Raw genomic sequence first — 23,947 nt, forward strand, 5'->3', positions numbered from 1 at the left:
AACCTATAACAATTATCGTCAATCCGTAAACCCTGAGTACTCTGATATTCTTAAGTAATATATAGGTTCATTTCCTGGAGATTATCTTGGTGAATCCTTCGTCAATATTTATTTTTGTAGCATTTGCCAGATGATTATAGAAAACACTCATGCCTGACATGGCAATAATCTCCATGATTTCTTCGTCATCAAATCCCAGTTCTCTTAGCATCTGGAAATCCTCTTCACTGGAAGAATGGGAATCTTTTGCAAGCCTGACAGCAAAATCTATAGCAGCTTTCTCTTTGGGTTCCGATGTCTCTACAGTGTAATTTTTAATTAGACTGTCTATCTGTTCAGGCGTAACGCCGATATGCAGGCAAAATGCATGATGCGCTGCTTCACAATAATGGCATCCCTTTAATGACGAGATAGCAACAAAGATCATTTCTTTGAGTCGACGCCCGACCCGGCCACAGGTTAGTATATGGTTCATTACCGGCCATATGCCTTTTAGCGATTCAGGGGAAGTGACCCAAACTCGAAAAAAATTTGGTGTAAAGGGTGATTTTAATGCCTTTTTTATCAGGTTAAAGCTTTCATCAATTTCGGGTGTCACTGCACCGTCATCTACAATCTGACTAATCGTTCTCATAATAATAATTTTCTAAATAACATTTATTGGGTTTAAATAAATACAATTTTGGTTTGTATGTATTTGTCTCTGATTTTCTATTAACAACCTATACATCAACATGATAGGTAATAATGCTATTGTGTGCTTACTTTTCCATTACCGCTTCTGTGTCTTGCTTCTTCTTGATAATTAGTGAGCATACCAACCACGATAACCACAACGGCCATTACGATATAAAAATTTGTTGCGACTTCTTCATTGGCAAAGCCAAAAATAAAAGGCAAGGCAATCAGTAAAGGACCAACCAGGCGTTCAATCCAACCGTGAATGGTAAATGGAATTAGCTTAGTTACACCAAAGGGAGAATCAGAAGCGAGAGTAACCGTCAGATGGACTGCAGCCAGACCATAGGCAAGTATGGCTGGCACTTGACTTAATCCTAACAGCGTAGGGGCGAGTAAAAAAATGACGACTGTCAGAAAATCAAGATAGCCGTGCATATGGGGTGAAATTACTTTCATGTAAATTCTCCTGTATTTAAGTTGATGGTAACCTCAAGGGTCACTAAGGCTCAAACTTTAATACAGCCCAAACACAATGTCTGTTAGCTACAGAACATAAATGCACTTAGCTATTAGTAATGGTCATTTTAGAGGCTAATGAACGCAGCATCATTAATGCAAATCTGTTCACGTGTATAGTCAAGCATTCCGCGGTTCCTAAAATCATTTAAGATTGTACTTACCACCGAACGACTGGCGCCTACTAAATCGGCAACTTCCTGCTGGGTTAAATGAATTTCCAGTGCATATCCATGAGTACACTTTATTCCAAATATTTCAGCTAATTCTAATAATGTTGCAATAACACGATTTTCAACTGGTTGTGTCAGAACAGTTCGAAGTTTGCGTTCGACTTTCTGCTTGCGCGCATATGTTTCCTCAAAAACATGCCACGCCAACTCTGATTGATGAGACATTAATGCCTTGAAATCACTTATTGCTATGCGGTAGAAAATAACTTCACCCAATGCTTGCACAGTCTCTTCTGCTTCCGGGCTGGTGGAATTATTCCAGAAACAACCAATGACGCTTCCTTTTCCAAGAATAGTAATGGTAACTTCAACTCCCTCTTCTGTTATATGAGAGAGCTTGACGATGCCACTCTTTATCCAAAAGACATCCGAACAACGATCACCCTGGCGATAAAGAAAAGCTTTGCTCGGGCCGCTAATTTCTTTGATGGAGCGATAATCTTTTTGTAGTTGTGTTAAATCACGTTCGAAAAACGTATTAATTAAGTCAGATTTAGGGTTGTTCGCTATTAATGGCATTTGCAGTCCCATTTAATTTTTGTTGTGCTCTGTAATTGAGGTCTGGTCAAGGTGTCCCGGTTTTTTTACGTTCTCTTGGCATCTTTGACTGTATAAAATGAAATTCCAGCGAAGGTAAGTCATGTGTCCTTTGTGTCAAGGATTGCCTGATTGTAAGTTAGCTTCCTTCACATACGTATTAAGCGTTGATTTTGAGATATTCATCATCTCGCAGATTGTCTTCATTGGCAATTTCTTTTCTTGATATAGTTCAATCACCAACTGGTGTTCGCTGGCTTCCAGCTAGTTGAGTCATTCGCCTGTTCGACCTTAGGTACAAGTTGCCACTCGTCATGAACAAGTACTGTCTTTGACCAGGTTACGTTCAACTTCTACTCAAGCACCCAAAACATATGAATGAACCCTGCAGTGGGACGCATGATTCATAATCAGGGGTATCAACCAGGATTTTCAGGAGTTTTTCCATACGCCAATCCTCAGAATACAGCGGCAAGTCCCGCCAAGGCACCGCTATAAACATAATCTAGAAAACACCATTGATGAATCCAAAGTAGTCCGTAGCTGATGCTTCACAGTTTATGAGAATTTGCTATCGATCTAATACTATCCTATATTTCGCCTTGCCGGAGCGAAGGTGTTCCATTGCATCGTTGACTTTATCCATTGGGTAATGCTCAGTCACTGGCGCTACATTGTGACGTGCAGCAAACTCAAGCATTTTACGGATAGTTGCGGGACTGCCGACTGGCGATGAGCTAACTGATAACTGGCCAAACATCATTGGGATAAGGTTCAGATCCAAAGGATCAGTGACTGCCCCCAGCATGTGTAATCGACCGCGCGGTTTGAGCAAGCTGATATAGTTATTCCAATCAAGTTTGACGTTGACGGTCGAGAGTAACAAATCAAAGCGGTTTGTAACGCCCTTGATGGCATCCGGTTCACGCGAGTTGATTGTTTCGTGAGCGCCCAGGTTCAGGGCTTCCTGCGCTTTCGCTCTCTCCGAAGTAAATGCAGTGACATGACAGCCCCAGGCTTGCGCGAACTTTAAAGCCAAGTGTCCCAAGCCGCCAATCCCGATGACGCCGACGTGGTCTGTTGGCGAAATGCCGAATTGCACCAGTGGATTAAACACAGTTATGCCACCGCAGAGCAGTGGGCCAGCAATCCTGGCATTAAGGGCATCAGGTAATTTAGCAACACTCGCATTATGAGCGCGGACTGTATCAGCAAACCCACCGTGACGACCAACAATTGTGGGTTCAGCACCTGAACATAAATTGTGATACCCGCCTAAACACTGATCGCAGGTCATACAATAACCTGCGTGCCAACCCAATCCTACTCGATCACCCACTGAGAAATGTGAAACTTGATTTCCAATTTTTGAAATCTTTCCTATCACTTCGTGTCCTGGAACAAAAGGAAATTGCGTCATACCCCAGGCATTTTCGAGCATACTCAGATCGCTGTGACAGATGCCACAGGACTCCACTGCGATATCGACTTGTTCCGGACCAATTGGGCCCAGCTTATACTCAAAGGGTTCTAGGTCACCATTGGCCTTGTTAGCTGCATACGCATGAACTGTACTCATGATTAGTTTCTCCTGTGTTTAAGCATTTTCTGTGTTGGGGTTGGCTTTGCCATTCGGTTTGTGCTTCAAGTGTATCCAATAATCTATCACTACTTACTAAAAAATCGCGATGGCAGTCCTTAAGGGTGGGGAAGAAGGGAAGTCAGGTTGTCACCGGATGAAACATCTTGCGCTGACTGGCTGTCGGAGGCAGCCAGGTATTAGCTTGGAATACAGCATCAACCGGCGTTTTGGCGACGTGATTGGTGTAGTTGGACATAATTTTGAGGCTTGTGCCAAGAATGACTTCGAGCACGGTTTGTTTGGTATAACCGGCAGTGAATAGCTTGTCAAGGTTATCTTGATTGACCCAGCCACGGCGTTCATTCATAACAATCGCAAATTGACGCAGGGCTTCCAGTTTCGGATCAGGAATCACGGTGCCTTTGCGCAGCGCTTCAATCACATCTGTCTGGATTTTTGCGGCTTGGGATATGGTCGTATGGGTTGCCATACAATAAGTGCAGCCGTTTAAGCGGTTATTAGTCATCAGAATTATCTGACGTTCGGTGTCGCTGAGGCCGGTCTTGTCTAATATACCAGCCAGGGCCATGTAACCCTCTAGCAGTGCAGGTGCTTCAGCCATACCGGCCTGGAGATTTGGGATAAAACGGTACGCACGTTTGGCTGCTGTCAAGAATGGTTTGCTGGCTTCAGGTGCGCTGTCTTCGGTGTGGAAAGTAAAGTCAGTCATTAAGTTCTCCGCTGAGTTGTCTTATGCAGTCTGTTTATTTGTATCAGATAGTATAGACTAGCTCTGTATATACCGATCAGTCAATACAATTATAACGTCATTTATGAATATGTTAATACTGTCAAGCATAAAATATGTCTGATATATATATAAAAAAGTAGTTTGTATTGTGCCGGATCTTGTAAGTTATTTTCCTGATATTGTATTCTGTCGACTTAATTTGTATCGAACGGTATAGTCAATATGTAAGAGCTATAAACAAAAGAAAAGGAGAAACCGAAAATGCCGTGGGAAAAGTCGTTTGATGAAGAAATCGCCCTGGAGAAGGCCATGAAGGTATTTTGGCAAAAGGGATTTGAGCCTGCTTCCATCGCTGACCTGCTCGAAGAGACGGGACTGAACAGAGGCAGTCTTTACAACGCTTTTGGTGGCAAACAGCAGTTGTTTGTCAAAGCCTTGCTGAAGTATGACCGGGACATTCGTCAGTCAAGACTCGCGCAGCTGGAAGCTTTGGACAATCCGAAAGAGGCGATTGTCGCGTTTTTCGATACCATCGTTGCCGAAACTGTGGCTGACCGGGATCATAAAGGTTGTTTTTTGATCAATACAGCTTCGGAGATCGCCGCACACGATGAGGAAGTAAACGAAATCGTCACCAATGGTGTAAGAGAGATTGAAGCGTTTTTTCGGCGTTGTATTGAGGTGGGTCAGGCTAGAGGAGATATGCCAGAAGGAATAGATCCAGAAGACACGGCTAAAACACTATTGGCGTTGATTGTCGCCATTAGGGTACTTGGCCGGGGTGTATTTGCAGAAGCAGCGCTTCTCACGATCGCCAATGCAGGCAAACGACTGATTTGCTTAAATTGAACTGGAATAGTCTGGTGTCTGTGAACGATCATTGACCTCTTTAGCCAAAGAGGTCAATCGGCGTTGAAAATTTTTTACCTCAGAGTTTTATTCATCATCAGTGGACGCTAGCATTATAAACATTAGTAAATATTTTATCTGTAACTAACTACAGATTTTGCAGAAAAGGGCAGGTTTACTTTTGTGCTCCTATAGCCAGCGCCCGTTGTTTTGATTGTTCGAGTACTTCTTCAGAAGGCTCCGGCTCCAACCAACCTTGAAGATTGGCACGCGTAATATCGGTTAGAGTTTCAATCCAATCACCACGTTCATTTAAACAGGGGATATAGTGGTAATCCTTGCCGCCGGCTTCAGTGAAAATCTTCTTGCCTTCGATGGCGATTTCTTCGAGTGTTTCAAGGCAGTCTGAAACGAATCCGGGACAGACAATATCGACGCGGTTGGTGTGCGCCCTGCCAAGATCTTCAAGTGTTTGTGCGGTATAGGGCTGCAACCATTCTGCGCGGCCAAAGCGCGATTGAAAACAGACCTGGTACTGCTCACTACTCAGATTTAGCGCTTCAGCGACCAGACGGCCTGTTTTGTGGCAAAAGCAATGATAGGGATCGCCCTTGTCAAGCGTTTTGCGTGGCACGCCGTGAAAACTGAAAATTAACTTGTCGGGACTGCCGTGTTGATTCCAATAGTCGCGTATGTTTCCCGCCAAAGCAGTGATGTAGCCGGGGTGGTCGTGGTATTGTTTGACGGTGCGAATGGCAGGCATATTGCGCATTTGTTCAAGTGCTGCAAATACAGCATCCATAGCGGCGCCAGTGCTGCTGGCTGCATACTGTGGAAACAGTGGGATAACCAGAATGCGATCACAACCCTCATTTCTCATTTTATTGAGTACGTTGGCGACAGAAGGGCTGCCGATATTCATGGCGTACTCAACCACCGGTGCAGTCGTCATGCTGGATTGTAGTGACTGTGCCAGTAATGCCGTTTGCCGTTCGGTATGTACTTTCAGCGGCGAACCTTCCGGCATCCAGATCAGCGCATATTTCTCGGCGGATTGTTTCGGCCTGAAAGGCAGGATGAATCCATGCAGTATCGGCCACCATATCGGACGTGGGATTTCTATAACACGTCGATTACTCAAAAATTCTTTAAGATACGGACGCAGCTCTTTTGCAGTCGGCGCGTCCGGTGTGCCAAGGTTAATGAGCAGTACGCCTGTTTTGCTGGGGGTGCCGTGTCGGTAGTCGGGTTCAGCTGTCATGGATTGTGGCCTTATTAATTTTTAATTTGCTTTGCGCACGGAGTTCTATAATTTATTCTACATGAATGTTTTTTATAAGGTTGTTGAAATTCGTCGTGAGCGAAACCAGGTTCCAGGCAAAAATTGGTGAAGAGAGCGGAGTTTATCGCGTGTAAAATAATATTTTAAGCCAGTTTTTATCACTGAACTTAAGTGCGTAATAGAATTTCAACACCCATTTATTGTTGTGACAGACTGCTTGACAGCAGTTTGGCAGTGACATCGACAATGGGGATAACGCGTTCGTAAGCCATGCGTCTGGGGCCGATAACACCGACAGTGCCCACTATTGCACCTTCCATTTCATAAGGCGCGGTGATAACGCTGAACTCATCAAAAGCGGCATTATCGGATTCTCCACCGATAAAAATTTTTACACCATGTGCATGACGGCTGAGCTCTAGTAACTGCAGCAGTTTCGTTTTGCGTTCAAAAAGTGCAAATAATTTTTTGAGACTGGCCAGACTTTCAGAAGCATCCAGCGTGTCCAGCAGTTTGCGTTCTCCGGCAAGTACAACTACTTCGCTGCTTTCATTGACTGCGTCGCCACCGGCTTCAATGGCGGCATTCATCAAAGTTGTCATATCCTGTCTGAGCTGTTTGAGTTCGGTATGAATACGGCCACGAATTTGATCAAGTGTACAGCCTGCATAATGCTGATTGATAAAATTACCGGCTTCGATCAAATCTGATTGGCTGTAGGGCGTATCAGTAAAAATGATGCGATTCTGTACGTCGCCTTCGGGGGTGACGATAATCAACAAAATTCTTTTTTCTGATAGCGCCATGAATTCAATATAGCGGAATACAGCGCCCGTTCTTTTCGGCGTCACCACTACACCGGCAAAGTGTGTTAATTCGGAGAGCAGTTGTGACGCCGCGTTAACCAGACGTGATGGGTTGTCCGGGTGTAACTGATTTTCCAGGTGATGGAGCTCTTCATCGCGCAACGATTTGATAACCAGTAACTGATCAACAAAAAGCCGGTAACCTTTGGCAGTCGGTATTCTGCCTGCAGAAGTATGCGGACTCATCACAAGGCCCATCTCTTCAAGGTCAGCCATGACGTTGCGAATGGTTGCAGGACTCAATTCCAAACCGGAAAATTTGGAAAGCGAACGCGAGCCAACTGGCTGACCTTCATGGATATATCGTTCTACCAGTGTTTTTAATAATATTTGAGCTCTTTCATTAAGCATATGGTGATTTTACAACAACCTTTAAATTATAATGCCGTCTTATACTGCTTGAAAACGGCGCGCTTGCCTAATTCCTTTCATATAATGCTAAACTTCACTTGAATATATGTTTGTGACGCTTTTTTTCTACCCCTGTTTTAAAAAGAAAGTTTCGACTCCCGCTTTAAAAATAATGGGTTTTTAAACTGGTTTAAAGTATTCGATATTTTACAGTTGTTTTACGCTGCTGCGTTGTGCTAATTTTTCTGCTTTCGTATAGACGAAAATTCAGTAAATCGGTTCATTTCATGTCAGTAGATAACAAGTTAATTAATCATAAAAATATTTAAAAATCTCCCGAATGAGTGTATCTAATCTTAATCTTAATATTCAGTAATGAGTTTTCCTTTTAAATCAATAGCACTGATAGGTAAGCATAAAAATTCAGAAATTGCGACATCTATTTTGGAACTTGCTGAATATCTGTCGAAGCTTCATTTTGAAATCTTTGTCGATCACTTGACAGCTTCCTATTTGCCCACAGATGTGTATAAGGCCTTGACACTTGAGGAAATTGGCCGTCAGGCTGATCTGGCTGTTGTCATGGGGGGCGACGGTACGATGCTGAATATTGCACGTATGCTGGCATCGTATGATGTGCCTTTGATTGGCATCAATCAGGGAAGATTAGGTTTTCTGACTGATTTGTCGACCGATACCATGTTTGAAACGTTGAATGCAATGCTTCAAGGGCAATATACGACTGAACGGCGGATGCTGTTGTATGCGGAAGTGGTGCGTAATGATAACAGTCTATTCAGCGCATTGGCGTTTAATGATGTCGTGCTGTACCGGGGTATGAGCAGCGGTATGATCGAGTTTCAGATAAGCATCAACAATGAATATGTCGCTACATTGCGATCTGATGGTCTTGTCGTGGCCACGCCGACGGGTTCAACAGCGTATGCTTTATCATCGGGTGGGCCGATTTTGCACCCGAGTCTGGATTTGATTGCATTGGTGCCGGTCTGTCCGCATACGTTAAGTAACCGGCCGATTGTGATCGGTCCCGATGCCAGCGTGGAAGTACATGTGCTCAGCTCATTGGATGCACGTGTGCATTGCGACAGTCATTCTAATTATGATTTGGAACAGTCGGATCGGATTATTATTCGGCGATTTCCAAAAACGGTTCGCCTGCTGCATTCTGTCAACCATAGTTACTACCGTATGCTGCGTGAAAAACTGGGCTGGAGCGAACTGCATTAGCCCAACATGTGACCATGCTCAAACTGTTAAACATCAGGAATTTTGTTATCGTTGAGCAGATGGAGCTGGAATTTTTATCTGGCTTTACTGTGTTGACAGGTGAAACCGGCGCCGGAAAATCTATCCTGATTGACGCATTGTCATTAACGTTAGGCGAGCGCGGCGATGCCAGCCAGATATGTCAAGGGCATGACCGCGCTGAGATCAGTGCGCTGTTTGATATCACAGCGTCGCCGGAACTGGCTGCATGGTTGACTGAATATGATTTGCAAGGTGATCCGGGTGTCTGTTTAATGCGTCGTGTACTGGATGCCAATGGCCGTTCGCGTGCTTTTATCAATGGACATACGGCTACGTTGCAACAATTACGCACGGCTGGGGAATACCTGGTTTCCATTCATAGCCAGCACGCGCATCAGGCTTTGCTGCAGAAAGATGCGCAACGCGATTTACTGGATGCTTTTGCGGGCTGCCGTACGCATGCGCTGACGGTTAAAACTGCGTATCAGGATTGGCAGGCGATACAACGCCAAAGAATTGCCTGTGAACAACAGTTATCCGAATTCCGGGAAAAGCATGAACAACTCGAATGGCAACAGCGTGAGCTTTCGGAACTCAACTTTATAGCTGGCGAGTGGGACGCTCTACAGGCAGATCATAATCGCCTTTCGCATCTGGCAAGTTTGCTGGAAGCGACTGAAGCAGGAATCAATCAGTTATCGGAGCATGAAACAGCCGCTCTTTCACAGATTAATACAGTTAAAAGCCAGCTGCAAAACATGTTGGCATATGATCATCAGTTGAAAGCAGTGGTTGATTTGCTGGAATCCGCACAAATTCAAGTGCAGGAGAGTGTTTATGAACTCAGACATTACCGGCAGCAACTCGATCTGGATCCGCAGTATTTGCAGGAAGTAGAGCAGCGCATTACCGCTATTCATGGTATGGCCAGAAAATACCGGGTAACGCCGGATGAATTGCCGGATTTACTGGAAAAATTAAATACCCAGATAGTGGCGCTTGACAGTGGCGGTAACCTTGAGAAGTATGTTGAACAGGAGAACGCAGCGCAGGAAAAATACCGGAAACTGGCGGAAAAGCTGCGCGCGAAACGTCTTAAATCGGCAAAAGAACTAGCACGTGCGGTCACCGATTCGATGCAGACAATTGCCATGGAAGGGGGTGAGTTTTCTGTTACGCTGGATTTTTTGGAGCAGGGCAACGCGCATGGGTTGGAACAGATCGAGTTTCAGGTAGCCGCGCACAGGGGATTGCCGCTCAGGCCACTGGCCAAGGCTGCTTCAGGTGGGGAATTGTCGCGTATCAGCCTGGCGATACAAGTCATAACGAGTCAAACTGGAACCGTACCGACATTAATTTTTGATGAGGTCGATGTGGGTATCGGCGGACATGTTGCGGAAATTGTCGGGCAATTGCTGAGACATCTTGGCAGCGCGCGGCAGGTCATGTGTATAACACATCTGCCACAGGTCGCGGCGACAGGTAATCATCACTGGCAGGTGGTCAAGTCAATGCAAAGTGACAGCCAGCAGATTTTGAGCCGGATAACGGTACTAAATGAACAGGGGCGGGTGGATGAAATCGCGCGCATGCTCGGTGGTGTTAAAATTACCGAGGCAACACGCAAGCATGCGGCCGAAATGCTGCATCTTAGCAAATTTGAAAAAAACTGAAATATTGAATCTATTTGATTTACCTGACAAAATGATTTAATCCAATAGAGTCAACTATCATCCACCGGTAATGTTCTGATTTTCGGGTTTGAAGCGATTCCAATGGATTCAGATTGTCTGTTAGAATGACCCCGTAATTCTGATCCAGATTGATCCGTCTTTGTTTGAGCCAGATACGCTGTGCAGGACTTAAAGTAGCCGTCTCAAGGTTAACCGGATGGTCGGATGCAATAAAAATGAAATCGTTGAATTCTCTACCCGGCTCAGAGATTAACGCAGTCTGGTGTGGAAATACCTGAGCCAGTGTTTTCGCGACAGAAGCCAGCGCTGCATTTTTGCCGTCTTCCAGAAAGGCAACAAAATTAAGTGTCATAATACCGCGGTCTGACAGCAGGGATTGTAATTGACGTATGGATTCAACTGTCAGCAGGTGCACGGGTTCGGAGCCACCGGTAAAAACATCCATTATAATTAAGTCGTATGGCCCTTGCAGTTTGCGGATTTCGTAGCGTGCATCACCAATAATTGTTTTTCCGCTGGCTTCAAAATCAAAGTAGTCACGTGCTGCTTCGGAGACCACCGGGTCTATTTCCAGTGTGTCTGTCTGGATACCATACTGTTTGAGCGTCATGGCCATATGACCAGCACCTTGTCCAATTAACAGGGCTCGCCGCATATCGGGTGCCAGATCAGGCAGAAATGTAACTATCTGTTGATAGGTCAATACATTCTCACCATGACTGAGACTGGCTGCACCGATGGTGGAAGCATCGACTGTCAGCAAACGGTAATTGCCGGCAGGATTGTCAATCACACGTACCCAGCCATACAGGCTTTCGCGTTCAAAGCGTGTTTGATAGTTCTCATTACCCATAATCTGTTTACCGGAATCTGCGATATAAGGTAAGGATAGGATACTGACAACTATGAGCGCTGCAACGGGCGGCAGCGCAACAGCGGGCTTGATGCGATTGCGTTCAAAAAATGCCACGCAGAGCGACAACAACAACAACCCAATACCTAGACCCATAAAAATTTCACGTGAACCTACTTGTGGAAACAGATAAAAGCCGAGAAATAAAGTACCGATGACACTGCCAACAGTGCTGACAGCGTAAATCGAACCAGTGCTGGCGCCAATGCCTTCCAGACTGGATGTGGCCAGCTTGACAGCAAATGGACCGACCATGCCCAGCATGAGCAGACTCGGCGTAAACAGGATGAGTGTGCTGACAAAAGTGCCCATCCGCAGACCCAAAGGATCAGTCGCCAGTAAAACAGGCCCGGTTAACCAGGGTACCAGCAATGTCAGAAAACCTGACAAGGCGATAATCAACGCCAGTCCGGTGCGTTTTGCTTGGTCAGCCCAACGTCCACCAATGAAGTAGCCCAATGCCAGTGCGATCAGCGTTACCGAAATGACGGAAGTCCAGACATACAGGCTGGCTCCATAGAAAGGTGCTATTAGTCGCGTGCCAAGCAGTTCGATGACCATGACTGCGGCGCCAGTTAAAAAAACAGTACAGTATAGCCACGCATGTTTCAGAATATTTGATGAAGGTTCGTTCATTTATTTGTCGTGATCGTTATAATCGTCGTAATCGTTTCGGTGGTTTTTAATTTTCTTAAAATTATTCACAATAGTATGGTCGCCGGAAGGTACCAGGTCAGGGTATTCCACTCAAAAGGATTGCCGCGTACCGCCATGATGTCTGCCGGTGCGCCCGGCATCAAGGTGCCTAGCAACGGCAATCCCAAATTCTTTCCGGCTTCTGACGTTGCCGCCTTGAATACTTTTAACACATCTGAAAAGTCAATTTCTTCGCCACTGGTTAGCTGGAGCATCAATCCCATTTCTTGTCCATTGATTCCCTAGGGCACATTGTCATGACCGATTTCAGAGCCATAAATAAATTTTGAATTGGTTTGTTCCGCATACGCAATTCACCGTCACCGCCTAATGGTTTGTATAATGGTCCACCGGTATCTCTAACTGTTGTTACACCATGTCGTAAGACTGTTTCGCTTGAAATATTTTGAACCGAGATATGCGCATGTGATTCAATAAAGCCAGGCAAAATAGTTGCATCACCTAAATCAAGTTTTTTCTGCATTTTTTGTTCAGTTGGTCATATGCACCAACTTCAATAATTCGATTGTTAAAAAACACTGTTTCCTCTCAACAAAAATATTTATTGTTTTTTTAAGCATATGAATAAATCTAACATTCTATTCCATATAGGGTTTTAAAAAGAAATTACATAAAATTTAAGGAGTAGGCGTTCGTGTCAGTTTAAATCTGCAATATATTTAAACAGAATGAAGAACAGCCCCAACTCGCTATGTAATCTTTGTAAGTGTATTTATTGTATATGAGGACAATGTTGCGGTGATGCGACAAATTGTCGCATCTGTTGCCTGAAATGCAACGATTTAGCGGATGCGACATTATGCCGCATTGCTTCTTCGGCGAATATGCTGGATAGTAAAAACCGTTCAGCGTTGAACAGCAAATGGTCAGATTTAAAAAACTTGCTCACTGACTCTTGATTAATGGCTGTTATAAGCTGAATGAAACATGATATTTGTTTTATTGTATCTTTTCCTCCATGGGTTTGTTGTGTAACGGTAAGTTTGTATTTCGTTGAATCTTGTACGCTCCCTTAAGTTGTGTGCAAGTTTATAAAAGATCAGGGAAATATGAATAGCCGCTACCAACATCCCAGCCTTGTTTTTCTGGTTTTTTTACTCAATCTTTTTGTGAGCTCAGAGCAGTAGGATATTAACCGGATGTTTCTCGGTTGATACAGGCTGAATGCAATTCAATCATATATTTTATTCTAGAAATCAATTGAGTGTGTTAATAAAACAGATCGTGCGTAGTGCGGCAAAATGTCACATTGCTTTTATGGTTTTTGTGGAGCATAGTAGAAACATATCGAAGATTACAAACACGTAGCAGGGTGGTTTTGTACAAAAACGCTATATGCGTGAATGTAATCTGTTCTCAGTATTCGCTGCTGTGATGTAACGGTCCTCCACGGAAGTGTTGTATGGTGATGATGACTTATAATTTGATGATCTGTTGTCTGACAACATGGATAGCCCTCTTTTCATTGCCTGGGTCGTCAAAAATGAAGTTTGTTTATACCGTCAACACTTCCACTCATTTTGATCAACATGCTACAAGTTATATTTTGTGTAAGCGCAATGTTGTCGAGTGCGGCATTTTGTCACATTGCATTTGTGGCTTTTTTGCGCGATAGTAAAAAAGTTCAGATAACACAAACAGCAATGTGTTGCTTTTTTAAGCGTCTGCTTAAAGCTTCTGATTACAGGCTGAATATATCTAAGCGTGTTTCAGTTTAACCTTTATGGGAGTGCTGTTTAGCGGAAAATTACTGAATCTGATAATCCTGTCTCACTAATGGATAGCCCTCTGTTTGTCATCTGGATTATCACTGATAAAGTAAGCTACCGTTATCAGCATTCCCACCTCTATCAGATATTCCACGTTGAGGCAGCTATCATGTCCGTCATCTATGCAATCATTTATTACGCTTCGTTGAATTTGTTGCGCTTGTATGCGGCATTATGCCACATTGCTTCCTGTGCTTTTTTGCGACATAGTAATAAACGTTCAGGAGACAATATGTGGTTGGTTATTGACCATAGGTACCAATAACTCGTTCTGAATTTGTTTTGTTAAATAGTTCTTTCCTCCACGGGAGATTTGTAGGCAGAAAAACTGTATTGGATCAATACAAAAATTTGATAGCGCTGTATCAGTTTTACAACTGATCTTGACGACTGTTTGCAATTCTCCCGCCTCCCATACTTCATCTGTCAGTAGCGCATAATGGCGTTTTTGAATGAATAGCAATAAATACAAGGGTGCGACAATTTGTCGCGTTGTTTTTTTTTGTAGTTTAAATCATCATAAAAAAGTATTTGACATAGAAGAATACAGTCCAATTCTTGTTTATCAGAATAGTAAATAAAATAAATCTAAATCTTTAGAAACATGTTTCGACGGGAGAGAATAAAAACATGGTGAATCATTTTAGAAACAACTTTGCATTAGTGGCGGTTGCATCTGTTTTGTTGGCCACAGCAAGCCAAAACGCTTTTTCACATACACGATTAACAGTTAATTCCAGTCCCGAAAGTTCTTCGGCGCATGGCACCACAACAACGGCTGTGAATGTACCGCACGGTTGTGGTGATAATCCAGTGATAGGGAATGTCATATTTCTGCCGGATACTGACAGCGCTATCGTTCAGACTTCAACAGATAATTTTGCCAATTTTGAAACACCCGAAGGCGCAACTGCACTGAACTACATTGTCAATCCGCCGTTCATTCGTTTGATTAAAAGCCGGGACGTGTTTGACCACCAGGAATTTATCAAGGACCCATTGGGAAATCCAATCGGATTCTGGGCGGCTGGCGGTGAATTACCCGCGCATAACTGGGTTGGGCAGCTTCCGTTTAATATTACATCGGTCGCTATTCAGCCGGAATCCTGTGCCAGTAAAGTCGTCTTGGTTCCAGCAATAGCCAATATCTGTAATATTACCTCAATGGCTGAAATCAACAGCCAGGATCCGGATAATCCCAATGTTGATTTCTGGACTGCACCGGATGTAGGTTCACCTTATGACGCGCCATCATGGAGCTATCCTGCTACCTATACCGTCGAGCGTGATCTTGAAAACAACCCGCTGCCGGAAAGCTGCGGAGAAGGTCTTGCTGTGCGTATTATTCCATCGGCAGCGCAACTCAACCGTGATATGCCGGTAAAAATAGATGATCAACAGGTATGGCCATTGCCTTAATACTGATCAACGGTATTATTTTCGCCCAGGTATTTATCTAGCCTGAACGATATCAAATCTACACTCAATAACCACCCGCTAAAACGGGTGGTTATTTGTTTTTTCAGTTGAGAAAAATCGAGGTGCGACAATTTGTCGCATTGTCTTTTGCTTTAGAAAGCCAGATACTGTAACGAGAGATTAACGTATGAAGTAGATCGTCAGCTTGCATCAATAGCGTAAGTGTCTGACTGAATACTACTTATAATAAAGAAGGGCGAATAAAAAATGAATAAAATGAAATTGCTAACCTGCGCAATAACGAGTGTTATGATGGCTGGTATGGTACAAAATGTGCATGCGCATACGCGGCTCAATGTGCCAACGGCTACTGAGGGTGAACGTGCCATTAACCATATTATGATTGGTCACTCCTGTGATGAAACAACGCGCACCATTGGCACTTCTGTAGTATTTCCGGATGGTATTGATTCTGCTGTGCTGGTGGATGGCGTTCAGCATACCGGTTCGATAACCGATTTTCTGACCAACTACGGCAATAATGTGTCAATGTTTTACGATCGTTCTGCTTTTGATTTTATGGATGAGAAAACAGATGCTAACGGTAATGTGATAGGATTCTGGGCGGGTGGCCTTCCTGGTATGCCTGGAAATCTGAGTGTGGCACTTCCTTTCAGACTGACTGCAGCGAGTATTGAACCGACATCCTGTGCAGCAAGTGTAAAGGTGTATATATCGATTGTTGATATTTGTGAGGTGACTGGTACGGATGGTTTTGGTGAAGGAACCGTTGAGTTGTGGACACATGCTGGATTGGGAACACCCTATGACCGTGATCTTCATTTCTCAGTAGCAGCCGGAACAGATCCAGGTCCTGCATCATTTACCATCAGTCGTGACCTTGCGAATAATCCACTCCCTGACAATTGCGGCCAGGGTGTGGCGGTAGAGTTGAAGCCTTCGAGTGCGCAAGTTAATCGTGATATGCCTATTAAAGTTGATGGACAGCAAATCTGGCCACAATAACCAAAGAATAAAGGCGCAGACGAGATATCCTGTCTGCGCCTGTAACAAAAGGAGTTTAAGATCATGCGGCAGGCAATAGTCAAAAAAACATTATTCGGCCTATCTTTATTAGTTGTCAGTGGTTACTCGAGTCTAATCAATGCACACGGTGGCGGTGCCACTATGGATCTGGCAGGACTGTCAAGAACATTTACCGGTGTGGTTTTGGTTAGCTGTTTTGACGATGGTAACGGACCGGCTGAGCATCTGATTGCGAGAATTCGGGATAATTCACCACCTGTACCGGGATTGTTGGTTAATCTGCAACTATTTAAAGGCAATAAAGCGATCAATATCACAGATACGGTTTCGGGCGATGCGGATTACAGTCCTTTTGTCACCTTGCATGGCGGACCGGGCGTTTATTTTATGATTATTAATAAAACAAATGCGGGTGAGCGTTCATTTGACGTTGAATGGCATTGTCAAACGGTTGATGGCATCCATACCGGTACGGATATTTCCGTGTCTCAATTTAATTGAGCATTAATAGTGGGTAATCGTTATGGTGTCAGTCAACCATAGAACGTGTATTTTTAAACATAAAGCGCGAAGTCTCATAAAAAGGCAATTCATGCATTTAATCTTATTGGGCGCAGTGCTGGTTACCTGCCCAATTATGACTGCAACGTCAGTGATAGCAGCACAACTGGCTGACAATCCGCCGCCTGTGTGTGAACTTACCACACTGGATGGAGCACCGGTCGAAAGCCTGCAATCATTGAAGGGTAAGGTCGTTTATGTTGATTTTTGGGCTTCTTGGTGTCCGCCCTGCGCGCAGTCTTTTCCATTTTTAAATCAACTGCAGAAAGATTATGGAGAACAGGGACTCCAGATTATCGGTGTTAATCTGGATGAGAAAGTGGCTGATGCTGATAAGTTTCTGACCAGATATCCGGCTGAATTTACCATTACTACCGATCCAACCAAGCAGTGTGCGAAAGATTTTGATGTGATTGCCATGCCTTCTTCCTATTTAATTGACCGGGAGGGTATTGTGCGTTATATCCATCGTGGTTTTCGTCCTGGAGAAACAAAAGAATTGCGCTTAATTGTTGAGCAGCTTCTCCATTATCAACCTTGATATTATTCAACATGACATTGAAACAGTTTTTAGTGATTTTATCGATACTTGTACTCGGTACAGTGATATCGGGTTGTGCGCATGTCGCTGCGTGGGAACGTGGTCATCTGGCAAAGCCGCAGATGGCTATTGATCCTTATCCATTACAGAATCATATTCAATTGCATAATTATTCGAGTCGGGAGGCTGCTGCCAGTACCCACTCCGCTGACGGCGGTGGTGGTTGCGGCTGCTACTGAGTTTGTCCGATTTAAATGGCCGTAAGATATAAAAAACCATCGAATGGTTCGCATGGTGGTTCGTATTTAATTCATAACAAAAATGCGTTTCCTTCGCAGTTGAACAAAACCGGTGGTCATGCAAAAGCCACTACCTGCGCCAGTAAAACACTCCAAGCGCTGACTTCTGCTGCCATGGTTTTGCCCGGCTTGCTATTGACTACTGCACATGCCACAGAAGTTGCGGGCGGAGACCGCATAAATTTTCAGTTCAGCCGCTATCAGGAAGGCAAGCGCAATCTGTTCGGTGCACCAAATAATTTCGAACCAATACGTGCGGATGTGTTGCATGGCAGTGGAATCTTTTCCCTGACCAGTCGTGCAAAATTCTCTTTCAGCTATACGCAGGATGTCTGGTCAGGTGCTACACCGATCACAACTTCTCCTTTAGCTGCCAATCCTTATCAGTCCATTTTAGGTAACTCATCTTCCGGCGCTACTGTTGTCGGTGCATCACCCCTCATTAATCCTCAAGGACTACTTTTGGACCGTGATTTAAATCCCATCATGCAGGATCCGGTCAGTGGTCAGCAATTAGGTACGGACACGCGTTCCGTATTAGTGCTTGCATCGGCTTCGCCTGAAGTACGCAATCAGGCCAATTTTAGATTGGGATACGAGTGGGATGATGCGGCAATTGACGCCAGCGCCGGTTTTTCTCTGGAAAACGACTATCGATCCAGTTTTGGCAATCTGGGTGGGCGCATGGACTTTAATCAAAAATTAACCAGCGTTAAATTCGGTGCGGGTTACACCAGCAGCAATATCAGTGCTATCCTCGATCATGATTCGGCGCCATACCTGACTAAAACAGCCTTTTCCAGGCAAATCGAAACTCGCGGTGGTTCAGAAATACTCCATGGCGAACGGCAGGACTGGGCGGCTAATCTTGGATTAAGCCAGGTGCTGACTCAGCATGCGCTCATTGATGCCAATCTCGGTTATACGCATAGCAGCGGATTTCTGGAAAACCCGTATAAAGCAATGACGGTTATTTTTGTAGATCCAGACGTTTTGAATGACGGCCTGAGTACGCCTGTTTTAGGCGATGTACGCGCTTTGCTTGAACAGCGACCCAATCAGCGTAATCAGTGGGCGTTCAGTACCAAATATATTCAGCATATTACGCCTCTGGATGCGGCGCTGCATTTGAACTACAAATTTACCACTGATGACTGGGGTATCAATACCAATACGTTCAGTGCAAACTGGATTCAACCGTTGCCTTTTGGTTGGACTATTACGCCAAGAATTCGATATTACTCACAGGATCGAGCCAATTTTTACGATCCGTTTCTGGTTTCTCAACAAAATTTCTCCAGCAGAGCATTTGATAGCCTGGGGCGTGAGATCTGGGTGAACGCATTGAATCCTGAGATGGAATTCGTGCGTGACGAGAATTTTAATCTACTCGACGGCGAAGGTAATCCGGTTGACGAGTCGATGTTGAATGTGCAGCCCAAAACAATCGCGTTTGATTCCGAAAAATTACCGGATAATTTTTCAAGTGATCACCGTCTGGCGGGCTTTGGTTCTCTCAGTGGCGGATTTACGCTGAGTAAACAATTCGCCAAAGGGATCGCGCTCGAAGCCGGGTTCGAATACTACACGCGTGCGAGTTCAATGAAACTGGGCGGTGGTGGCGGTAACAGTTTTGCGGACTTTGATTATTATGTGGCCAATGCCGCTTTGAAGCTGAACCTGGAATCGTTGCGTTTGCCTACATCAGGCGGACGTATTCACCACCATCATCATCACAATGAAAATGATAAAAGCGGCGATTTACCCGCTTTGCATCACATGCACAATCAACCGGCAGGGTTAATGTTTGGACATATGCTGGATAAAGCGGGTGAATTTATGGTGGGATACCGCTTCATGTATAGCCGATCAGCGGGAAATCTATTACATGGAACCAAGGCAGCCCATGATCAATTGATAGTCGATCAGGGTTGCAGTGATACGGCGTTATGTCGTTTCGCGCCTACTTATATGGACATGAAAATGCATATGCTTGATATTATGTATGCACCGACTAAATGGTTGAATTTGATGGTGATGCCACAGTTTATGGACATGGAAATGAATCTGCGCGAACTGGATGGCAGGCCGCCGCCGGTTCCGGACGTGCATGAACACACCGGCATTGCGGGTCATACAACCGGCATTATAGGGGATACCAATATTTCCGCTTTGATTAAACTCTATGAAATACCGGGCCACCGCATACATGCTGGTATTGGTGTGAATGCACCAACCGGAAAAACTGATTTGCAGCTTCGCCGCATTGCAAAAATTGATGGGGGTTCTATTCACTTTGGCATGCAGTTGGGCAGTGGAACCTGGGATTTCGTACCGAGCCTGACATATACCGGTGAACACAACCGCTGGTCATGGGGTGCGCAAGTCAATGGCGTTAAGCGTATGGAAAACCGAAACGAATCAGGCTATCGTCTGGGCGATATCTTTCAGGCAACAACATGGGGTGGCTTTGATTTGACCAATTGGCTGACTGCCAGTATTCGCGGTGTTTATACGATACAGGATTCAATTCACGGCGATTTCAATTCATTTAACGCACGTATTGGACCGATGGATTTTCCGGTGAATTATGGCGGACAATTTTGGAATGTCGGCTTTGGTGTGAATGCAATGATACCGGGTGGCCGTTTTTCAGGTAATCATTTTGGATTTGAATGGCTGCAACCAGTGAGCACGGATGTGAATGGCTTTCAACTGGACCGCAAGGGTGCTTTGGCGGCGTCGTGGAGTTATCGGTTTTAAATCACTAATGACGTATTATTGATTTATTTTATGCGTTTTTTCACTGTCAATACCCGAATAAGTATGATTTAGACATATCAGGTATGGCAAAGCTGAAATACAATCATGTTGACTTCAAAGCAATGGGCTCACCATGCACCATTCAGTTTTATGCCGATAGCCATAAAAAAGCCCGCAATACTTCCAGGATGGTAATGGATGATGTGTACCGGCTGGAAAAGTTTTATTCGCGTTATCGCACAGACAGTTTTCTATCTGAAATTAACCGCGTTGCAGCCATCGGAGGATGCATTACTGTAGACGATGAAACTGCCGGATTGCTTGATTACGCGGCAACTTGCTATCAACAAAGCGATGGCCTCTTTGATATAACTTCTGGTATTTTGCGAAAGATATGGGATTTTAAATCCCATCAATTGCCGACAGAGGAAGCAATCATTCGTATTAAAGAAAAAGTAGGCTGGCATCAGCTGAAGTGGGCGCGTCCTGTATTGTCTTTCGACGTGCCCGGTATGGAAATAGACTTTGGTGGTGTGGTCAAGGAGTATGCTGTAGACCGGGCTGCTGCCTTGTGTCTGCAAGCAGGTGTCCAACATGGTATCGTTAATCTGGGTGGGGATATTAAAATTGTCGGCCCACATCCGGACGGTAGTCCCTGGCGGATCGCAATCCGCCATCCGCGTCGGCCTGATTCCGTTCTAGAAACATTGTTACTTCAAGCAGGCGCGCTGGCCAGTAGCGGCGATTATGAGCGCTGCATTACACTTAACGGTATTCGTTACGGTCATGTGCTCAATCCCAAAACGGGCTGGCCCGTGCGGTATCTGGCGGCGGTCAGTGTAGTGGGGGAGCTCTGTGTTGTCGCGGGCAGCGCATCCACTATAGGCATGCTTAAGGAGTCACAGGGGCCAGCTTGGCTGAGTGATTTAGGGCTGCCGCATTTGTGGGTGGATGTAACAGGAAATGTGGGTGGATCTTTGTTGAAACCCGAATCTTGATTCGGTCTGCGATTGGCAGCGTGTCAATAATCGTCCGCGTTGTATTTGCCGCGCATAGAGTAAAGTTCAAATTGTTTATTGTGAGATTTAGCTCAAACAGGTTCAGTTACCTTGGAATTCAGAGATTTGTTATAAGGCTAAAATTTATAGCCACGATGCAATGCTACGATACCCGCCGTTAAATTGAAGTATTCCACACGTTCATAACCCACCTCTTCCATCATTTCCTTGAGTGCTTCTTGTGAAGGATGCACGCGAATAGACTCAGCCAGGTAACGATAACTTTCGGAATCATTTGCTATCATTTTTCCCATGACCGGCAAGAGTTTAAATGAGTAGGCGTCATACATGGGACGCAAGGGTTCCCATACCTTGGAGAATTCCAGTACGATAACGGTGCCACCCGGTTTTATGACGCGCAGCATTTCCTTCAGTGCGGTATCTTTATGTGTCATATTGCGCAAGCCGAAGGCAACGCTTACGCAGTTGAAGTAATTATCCGGAAACGGTAATTTTTCGGCATCGCATTGCGCCACCGGTGCCGGTGTGCCTTCGTCAATCAGGCGATCGCGACCGATGGAGAGCATGGAGTTATTAATATCGGATAGCCAGACTTCACCCGTTTTGCTGACCTGCTTTAAAAAAAGTGCACTGAGATCGCCTGTCCCGCCTGCGATGTCCAATACTTTGTCTCCGGTCTTGACGCCACTGACATCAATGGCGAAACGTTTCCATAAACGGTGTAATCCTACAGACATAAGATCATTCATCAGATTGTAGCGTTCAGCGACTGAATGAAAAACATCAGCAACCCTGCCGGCTTTTTCTGTTTCGGATACGGTATTAAAACCGAAATGTGTAGTCTTGGACATAATGCTTTAAAATAATTGAATTAGAATAAGTCGATTTTATGCGTTCTGATCAACCGCAAGTTTTGCTTTGTTGGTCGTTATGCAGCGGTGTTGGTGCAGAGCTTTCCGGTTCCCGGCTTGCCCGCGCTTCTTCCAGTCGTTGCAGATAGTTTTGCCACATTTTATCCTGATTAAGCCCGTATTTGTAGAGTAAATCCCAGGAATACAGTCCGGTGTTATGTCCGTCGCTGAAATGAAGCTGTACCGCATAGTGACCTACAGGTTCGATCTTCAGTATATTGACCATTTTTTTTCCGATTTGCAGGATTTCCTGTCCGGGGCTGTGGCCGGATACTTCTGCTGAAGGAGAGTGTACACGCAAAAATTCACAGGTAAATTGAAATGTCTTGTTATCGGAGAAAGTTATTTCTAGTATTTTGGATTTTTTGTGTAATTTTATTTCCGTGGGAACAGGTGTATTTTTTGTTAGGCCGGCCATATATGCTTTTTAATGAGTAGGTAAAATAATTTTTTTACAATGCACTGTGTTTGCAGGCAGCTGAAATGCTTCGTGCGCTGTTCTGCCACCATTCCGTCAAAGCGATCCGGTGCGAACACGGTTGGTTTTTTCTGCCTTATCGCTAGAATAAGAATTGTAACAGGCTGCTAAAGATTAGTAGATAATACTGAAGTTTGCAAATAGACCCCGTAAGAAAAACGATAAACTTAATAAGGTGTACATAAATGGCTGGCAAAATCATGATAGTCGAAGATGAACCGGCTATTCAGAAACTGATTGCCGTTAACCTTGAGCAGAATGGCTATACGCCGGTTTGTGCCATTGATGCGGAAGCAGCGATGCGATTCATCAATGAAGCTTTACCTGATCTGATTTTGCTGGACTGGATGCTGCCGAATATGACGGGTATTGAATTTGCACGTATTTTGCGTGGTGACGCGCGTACAAGGCTGATACCCATTATTATGCTGACTGCTCGTGTGGATGAAAATGATAAAGTCAGAGGACTGGAGATTGGCGCTGATGATTATGTCACCAAACCTTTTTCTCCACGTGAATTAATAGCGCGCATTAAGGCAGTGCTGCGCAGGCGTGCACCTGAAGCTTTAGATGATACAGTTGAAATTGATGGTTTAATATTCGATCCGGTGAATCATCGTGTCGCCGTGGGAAATGAACTGGTGGTATTGGGTCCTACTGAATATCGTCTGTTACATTTTTTGATGACGCATACTGAGCGAGTCTATTCTCGCAGTCAATTGCTGGATCGGGTCTGGGGTGATCATGTCTTTGTTGAAGAGAGGACGGTTGATGTTCATATCCGCAGATTACGCAAAGCGCTGGAAACAGTCGGCAAAGATAATCTGATTAAGACGGTCAGAGGGGCAGGTTATTGTTTTTCTGCAGACCTTGGGACAGTTTTGCGCAATTAAAATTTT

23 protein-coding genes are annotated in these 23,947 nt (G+C 44.6%); 11 read left to right on the plus strand and 12 right to left on the minus strand.

From position 1 onward, the window contains the following. Window positions 1-67: 67 nt before the first annotated feature. The 5 genes from C8R11_RS00990 to C8R11_RS01015 all read right to left on the minus strand — a co-directional run bounded on the left by C8R11_RS00990 (window position 68) and on the right by C8R11_RS01015 (window position 4,279). Window positions 68-634, minus strand: coding sequence for a carboxymuconolactone decarboxylase family protein (locus tag C8R11_RS00990; protein WP_107794063.1), 567 nt, complete (start codon window positions 632-634; stop codon window positions 68-70). Between the two features lie 116 nt (window positions 635-750). Further along, complete coding sequence (locus C8R11_RS00995) at window positions 751-1,137, minus strand: hypothetical protein (protein ID WP_107794064.1); 387 nt, start codon at window positions 1,135-1,137, stop codon at window positions 751-753. Window positions 1,138-1,265: 128 nt separating this feature from the next. Next, window positions 1,266-1,961 (minus strand): Crp/Fnr family transcriptional regulator, encoded by a 696-nt coding sequence (locus C8R11_RS01000; RefSeq protein WP_244907502.1) that lies wholly within the window; start codon window positions 1,959-1,961, stop codon window positions 1,266-1,268. A gap of 577 nt (window positions 1,962-2,538) precedes the next feature. After that, entirely contained in the window at window positions 2,539-3,546 is a 1,008-nt protein-coding gene (ahr, locus tag C8R11_RS01010; protein ID WP_107794066.1) for an NADPH-dependent aldehyde reductase Ahr, read from the minus strand. A 142-nt stretch (window positions 3,547-3,688) separates the two neighbouring features. Beyond that, complete coding sequence (locus C8R11_RS01015) at window positions 3,689-4,279, minus strand: carboxymuconolactone decarboxylase family protein (protein ID WP_107794067.1); 591 nt, start codon at window positions 4,277-4,279, stop codon at window positions 3,689-3,691. A gap of 282 nt (window positions 4,280-4,561) precedes the next feature. Between C8R11_RS01015 and C8R11_RS01020 the strand changes: the two genes are divergently transcribed. Further along, on the plus strand, window positions 4,562-5,149 hold the full coding sequence (locus tag C8R11_RS01020; RefSeq protein ID WP_107794068.1) for a TetR/AcrR family transcriptional regulator: 588 nt from the start codon (window positions 4,562-4,564) through the stop codon (window positions 5,147-5,149). A 175-nt stretch (window positions 5,150-5,324) separates the two neighbouring features. Here the strand turns inward: C8R11_RS01020 and hemH are convergent, their stop codons facing one another. Both hemH and hrcA read right to left on the minus strand, forming a co-directional pair. After that, window positions 5,325-6,410: a ferrochelatase gene (gene hemH, locus C8R11_RS01025; protein WP_107794069.1), complete on the minus strand. Its 1,086-nt coding sequence runs from the start codon at window positions 6,408-6,410 to the stop codon at window positions 5,325-5,327. A 218-nt stretch (window positions 6,411-6,628) separates the two neighbouring features. Continuing rightward, entirely contained in the window at window positions 6,629-7,648 is a 1,020-nt protein-coding gene (hrcA, locus tag C8R11_RS01030) for a heat-inducible transcriptional repressor HrcA (protein ID WP_107794070.1), read from the minus strand. Between the two features lie 375 nt (window positions 7,649-8,023). On the opposite strand from hrcA, the gene C8R11_RS01035 reads away from it, so the two are divergent. Together C8R11_RS01035 and recN are read left to right on the plus strand one after the other, a co-directional pair. Further along, on the plus strand, window positions 8,024-8,896 hold the full coding sequence (locus C8R11_RS01035; protein ID WP_090698781.1) for an NAD kinase: 873 nt from the start codon (window positions 8,024-8,026) through the stop codon (window positions 8,894-8,896). A gap of 14 nt (window positions 8,897-8,910) precedes the next feature. Beyond that, on the plus strand, window positions 8,911-10,590 hold the full coding sequence (gene recN, locus C8R11_RS01040; RefSeq protein ID WP_107794071.1) for a DNA repair protein RecN: 1,680 nt from the start codon (window positions 8,911-8,913) through the stop codon (window positions 10,588-10,590). 19 nt (window positions 10,591-10,609) lie between these two features. On the opposite strand, the gene C8R11_RS01045 is transcribed toward recN, so the two are convergent. The 3 genes from C8R11_RS01045 to C8R11_RS01055 form a co-directional block, all read right to left on the minus strand. Next, window positions 10,610-12,160 (minus strand): fused MFS/spermidine synthase, encoded by a 1,551-nt coding sequence (locus C8R11_RS01045; protein ID WP_107794072.1) that lies wholly within the window; start codon window positions 12,158-12,160, stop codon window positions 10,610-10,612. 65 nt (window positions 12,161-12,225) lie between these two features. Further along, complete coding sequence (locus C8R11_RS01050; protein WP_107794073.1) at window positions 12,226-12,444, minus strand: hypothetical protein; 219 nt, start codon at window positions 12,442-12,444, stop codon at window positions 12,226-12,228. After that, window positions 12,435-12,704, minus strand: coding sequence for a hypothetical protein (locus C8R11_RS01055; RefSeq protein WP_107794074.1), 270 nt, complete (start codon window positions 12,702-12,704; stop codon window positions 12,435-12,437). Before C8R11_RS01055 ends, C8R11_RS01050 begins: the two co-directional genes overlap by 10 nt. A gap of 1,936 nt (window positions 12,705-14,640) precedes the next feature. Here C8R11_RS01055 and C8R11_RS01060 point away from each other — a divergent pair. The 7 genes from C8R11_RS01060 to C8R11_RS01090 all read left to right on the plus strand — a co-directional run bounded on the left by C8R11_RS01060 (window position 14,641) and on the right by C8R11_RS01090 (window position 21,638). Next, on the plus strand, window positions 14,641-15,429 hold the full coding sequence (locus C8R11_RS01060; RefSeq protein ID WP_107794075.1) for a hypothetical protein: 789 nt from the start codon (window positions 14,641-14,643) through the stop codon (window positions 15,427-15,429). A 267-nt stretch (window positions 15,430-15,696) separates the two neighbouring features. Further along, a complete protein-coding gene (locus C8R11_RS01065) occupies window positions 15,697-16,455 on the plus strand; it encodes a hypothetical protein (protein ID WP_107794076.1) in 759 nt (252 codons plus the stop codon). Window positions 16,456-16,518: 63 nt separating this feature from the next. Continuing rightward, window positions 16,519-16,977: a hypothetical protein gene (locus C8R11_RS01070; RefSeq protein WP_107794077.1), complete on the plus strand. Its 459-nt coding sequence runs from the start codon at window positions 16,519-16,521 to the stop codon at window positions 16,975-16,977. A 91-nt stretch (window positions 16,978-17,068) separates the two neighbouring features. After that, on the plus strand, window positions 17,069-17,578 hold the full coding sequence (locus C8R11_RS01075) for a TlpA family protein disulfide reductase (RefSeq protein WP_107794078.1): 510 nt from the start codon (window positions 17,069-17,071) through the stop codon (window positions 17,576-17,578). Window positions 17,579-17,589: 11 nt separating this feature from the next. Continuing rightward, a complete protein-coding gene (locus C8R11_RS01080; RefSeq protein WP_090698760.1) occupies window positions 17,590-17,817 on the plus strand; it encodes a DUF4266 domain-containing protein in 228 nt (75 codons plus the stop codon). A gap of 15 nt (window positions 17,818-17,832) precedes the next feature. Continuing rightward, window positions 17,833-20,640 carry a DUF3570 domain-containing protein gene (locus C8R11_RS01085; RefSeq protein WP_107794079.1) on the plus strand — a complete coding sequence of 936 codons (2,808 nt, stop codon included), beginning with the start codon at window positions 17,833-17,835 and terminating at the stop codon, window positions 20,638-20,640. Window positions 20,641-20,723: 83 nt separating this feature from the next. Further along, the gene (locus C8R11_RS01090) at window positions 20,724-21,638 is read left to right on the plus strand and encodes an FAD:protein FMN transferase (RefSeq protein WP_107794080.1); all 915 of its coding nucleotides are present in this window, start codon (window positions 20,724-20,726) and stop codon (window positions 21,636-21,638) included. A 137-nt stretch (window positions 21,639-21,775) separates the two neighbouring features. On the opposite strand, the gene ubiE is transcribed toward C8R11_RS01090, so the two are convergent. Next, window positions 21,776-22,510 carry a bifunctional demethylmenaquinone methyltransferase/2-methoxy-6-polyprenyl-1,4-benzoquinol methylase UbiE gene (gene ubiE / locus C8R11_RS01095; protein ID WP_107794081.1) on the minus strand — a complete coding sequence of 245 codons (735 nt, stop codon included), beginning with the start codon at window positions 22,508-22,510 and terminating at the stop codon, window positions 21,776-21,778. Window positions 22,511-22,559: 49 nt separating this feature from the next. Beyond that, complete coding sequence (locus C8R11_RS01100) at window positions 22,560-22,988, minus strand: gamma-butyrobetaine hydroxylase family protein (protein WP_090698752.1); 429 nt, start codon at window positions 22,986-22,988, stop codon at window positions 22,560-22,562. 245 nt (window positions 22,989-23,233) lie between these two features. On the opposite strand from C8R11_RS01100, the gene phoB reads away from it, so the two are divergent. Then, window positions 23,234-23,941 (plus strand): phosphate regulon transcriptional regulator PhoB, encoded by a 708-nt coding sequence (gene phoB, locus C8R11_RS01105; RefSeq protein ID WP_107794082.1) that lies wholly within the window; start codon window positions 23,234-23,236, stop codon window positions 23,939-23,941. The last annotated feature ends 6 nt before the right edge of the window (window positions 23,942-23,947 follow it).

The sequence above is a fragment of the Nitrosomonas aestuarii genome, assembly GCF_003046585.1.
In the GTDB taxonomy this organism is placed as follows: Bacteria; Pseudomonadota; Gammaproteobacteria; order Burkholderiales; family Nitrosomonadaceae; genus Nitrosomonas; species Nitrosomonas aestuarii.

What these genes read in the sequence shown, in the direction of transcription:
- C8R11_RS01035 (WP_090698781.1), top strand. Translation starts at nt 8,024, where the DNA reads ATGAGTTTTCCTTTTAAATCAATAGCACTGATAGGTAAGCATAAAAAT.
- recN (WP_107794071.1), top strand. Translation starts at nt 8,911, where the DNA reads ATGCTCAAACTGTTAAACATCAGGAATTTTGTTATCGTTGAGCAGATG.
- C8R11_RS01055 (WP_107794074.1), bottom strand. Translation starts at nt 12,704, where the DNA reads ATGCAGAAAAAACTTGATTTAGGTGATGCAACTATTTTGCCTGGCTTT.
- ahr (WP_107794066.1), bottom strand. Translation starts at nt 3,546, where the DNA reads ATGAGTACAGTTCATGCGTATGCAGCTAACAAGGCCAATGGTGACCTA.
- C8R11_RS01050 (WP_107794073.1), bottom strand. Translation starts at nt 12,444, where the DNA reads ATGGGATTGATGCTCCAGCTAACCAGTGGCGAAGAAATTGACTTTTCA.
- C8R11_RS01090 (WP_107794080.1), top strand. Translation starts at nt 20,724, where the DNA reads ATGGCAAAGCTGAAATACAATCATGTTGACTTCAAAGCAATGGGCTCA.
- C8R11_RS01045 (WP_107794072.1), bottom strand. Translation starts at nt 12,160, where the DNA reads ATGAACGAACCTTCATCAAATATTCTGAAACATGCGTGGCTATACTGT.
- ubiE (WP_107794081.1), bottom strand. Translation starts at nt 22,510, where the DNA reads ATGTCCAAGACTACACATTTCGGTTTTAATACCGTATCCGAAACAGAA.
- C8R11_RS01085 (WP_107794079.1), top strand. Translation starts at nt 17,833, where the DNA reads ATGGCCGTAAGATATAAAAAACCATCGAATGGTTCGCATGGTGGTTCG.
- hrcA (WP_107794070.1), bottom strand. Translation starts at nt 7,648, where the DNA reads ATGCTTAATGAAAGAGCTCAAATATTATTAAAAACACTGGTAGAACGA.
- C8R11_RS01020 (WP_107794068.1), top strand. Translation starts at nt 4,562, where the DNA reads ATGCCGTGGGAAAAGTCGTTTGATGAAGAAATCGCCCTGGAGAAGGCC.
- C8R11_RS00990 (WP_107794063.1), bottom strand. Translation starts at nt 634, where the DNA reads ATGAGAACGATTAGTCAGATTGTAGATGACGGTGCAGTGACACCCGAA.
- C8R11_RS01075 (WP_107794078.1), top strand. Translation starts at nt 17,069, where the DNA reads ATGCATTTAATCTTATTGGGCGCAGTGCTGGTTACCTGCCCAATTATG.
- C8R11_RS00995 (WP_107794064.1), bottom strand. Translation starts at nt 1,137, where the DNA reads ATGAAAGTAATTTCACCCCATATGCACGGCTATCTTGATTTTCTGACA.
- C8R11_RS01015 (WP_107794067.1), bottom strand. Translation starts at nt 4,279, where the DNA reads ATGACTGACTTTACTTTCCACACCGAAGACAGCGCACCTGAAGCCAGC.
- C8R11_RS01000 (WP_244907502.1), bottom strand. Translation starts at nt 1,961, where the DNA reads ATGGGACTGCAAATGCCATTAATAGCGAACAACCCTAAATCTGACTTA.
- C8R11_RS01100 (WP_090698752.1), bottom strand. Translation starts at nt 22,988, where the DNA reads ATGGCCGGCCTAACAAAAAATACACCTGTTCCCACGGAAATAAAATTA.
- hemH (WP_107794069.1), bottom strand. Translation starts at nt 6,410, where the DNA reads ATGACAGCTGAACCCGACTACCGACACGGCACCCCCAGCAAAACAGGC.
- C8R11_RS01065 (WP_107794076.1), top strand. Translation starts at nt 15,697, where the DNA reads ATGAATAAAATGAAATTGCTAACCTGCGCAATAACGAGTGTTATGATG.
- phoB (WP_107794082.1), top strand. Translation starts at nt 23,234, where the DNA reads ATGGCTGGCAAAATCATGATAGTCGAAGATGAACCGGCTATTCAGAAA.
- C8R11_RS01060 (WP_107794075.1), top strand. Translation starts at nt 14,641, where the DNA reads ATGGTGAATCATTTTAGAAACAACTTTGCATTAGTGGCGGTTGCATCT.
- C8R11_RS01080 (WP_090698760.1), top strand. Translation starts at nt 17,590, where the DNA reads ATGACATTGAAACAGTTTTTAGTGATTTTATCGATACTTGTACTCGGT.
- C8R11_RS01070 (WP_107794077.1), top strand. Translation starts at nt 16,519, where the DNA reads ATGCGGCAGGCAATAGTCAAAAAAACATTATTCGGCCTATCTTTATTA.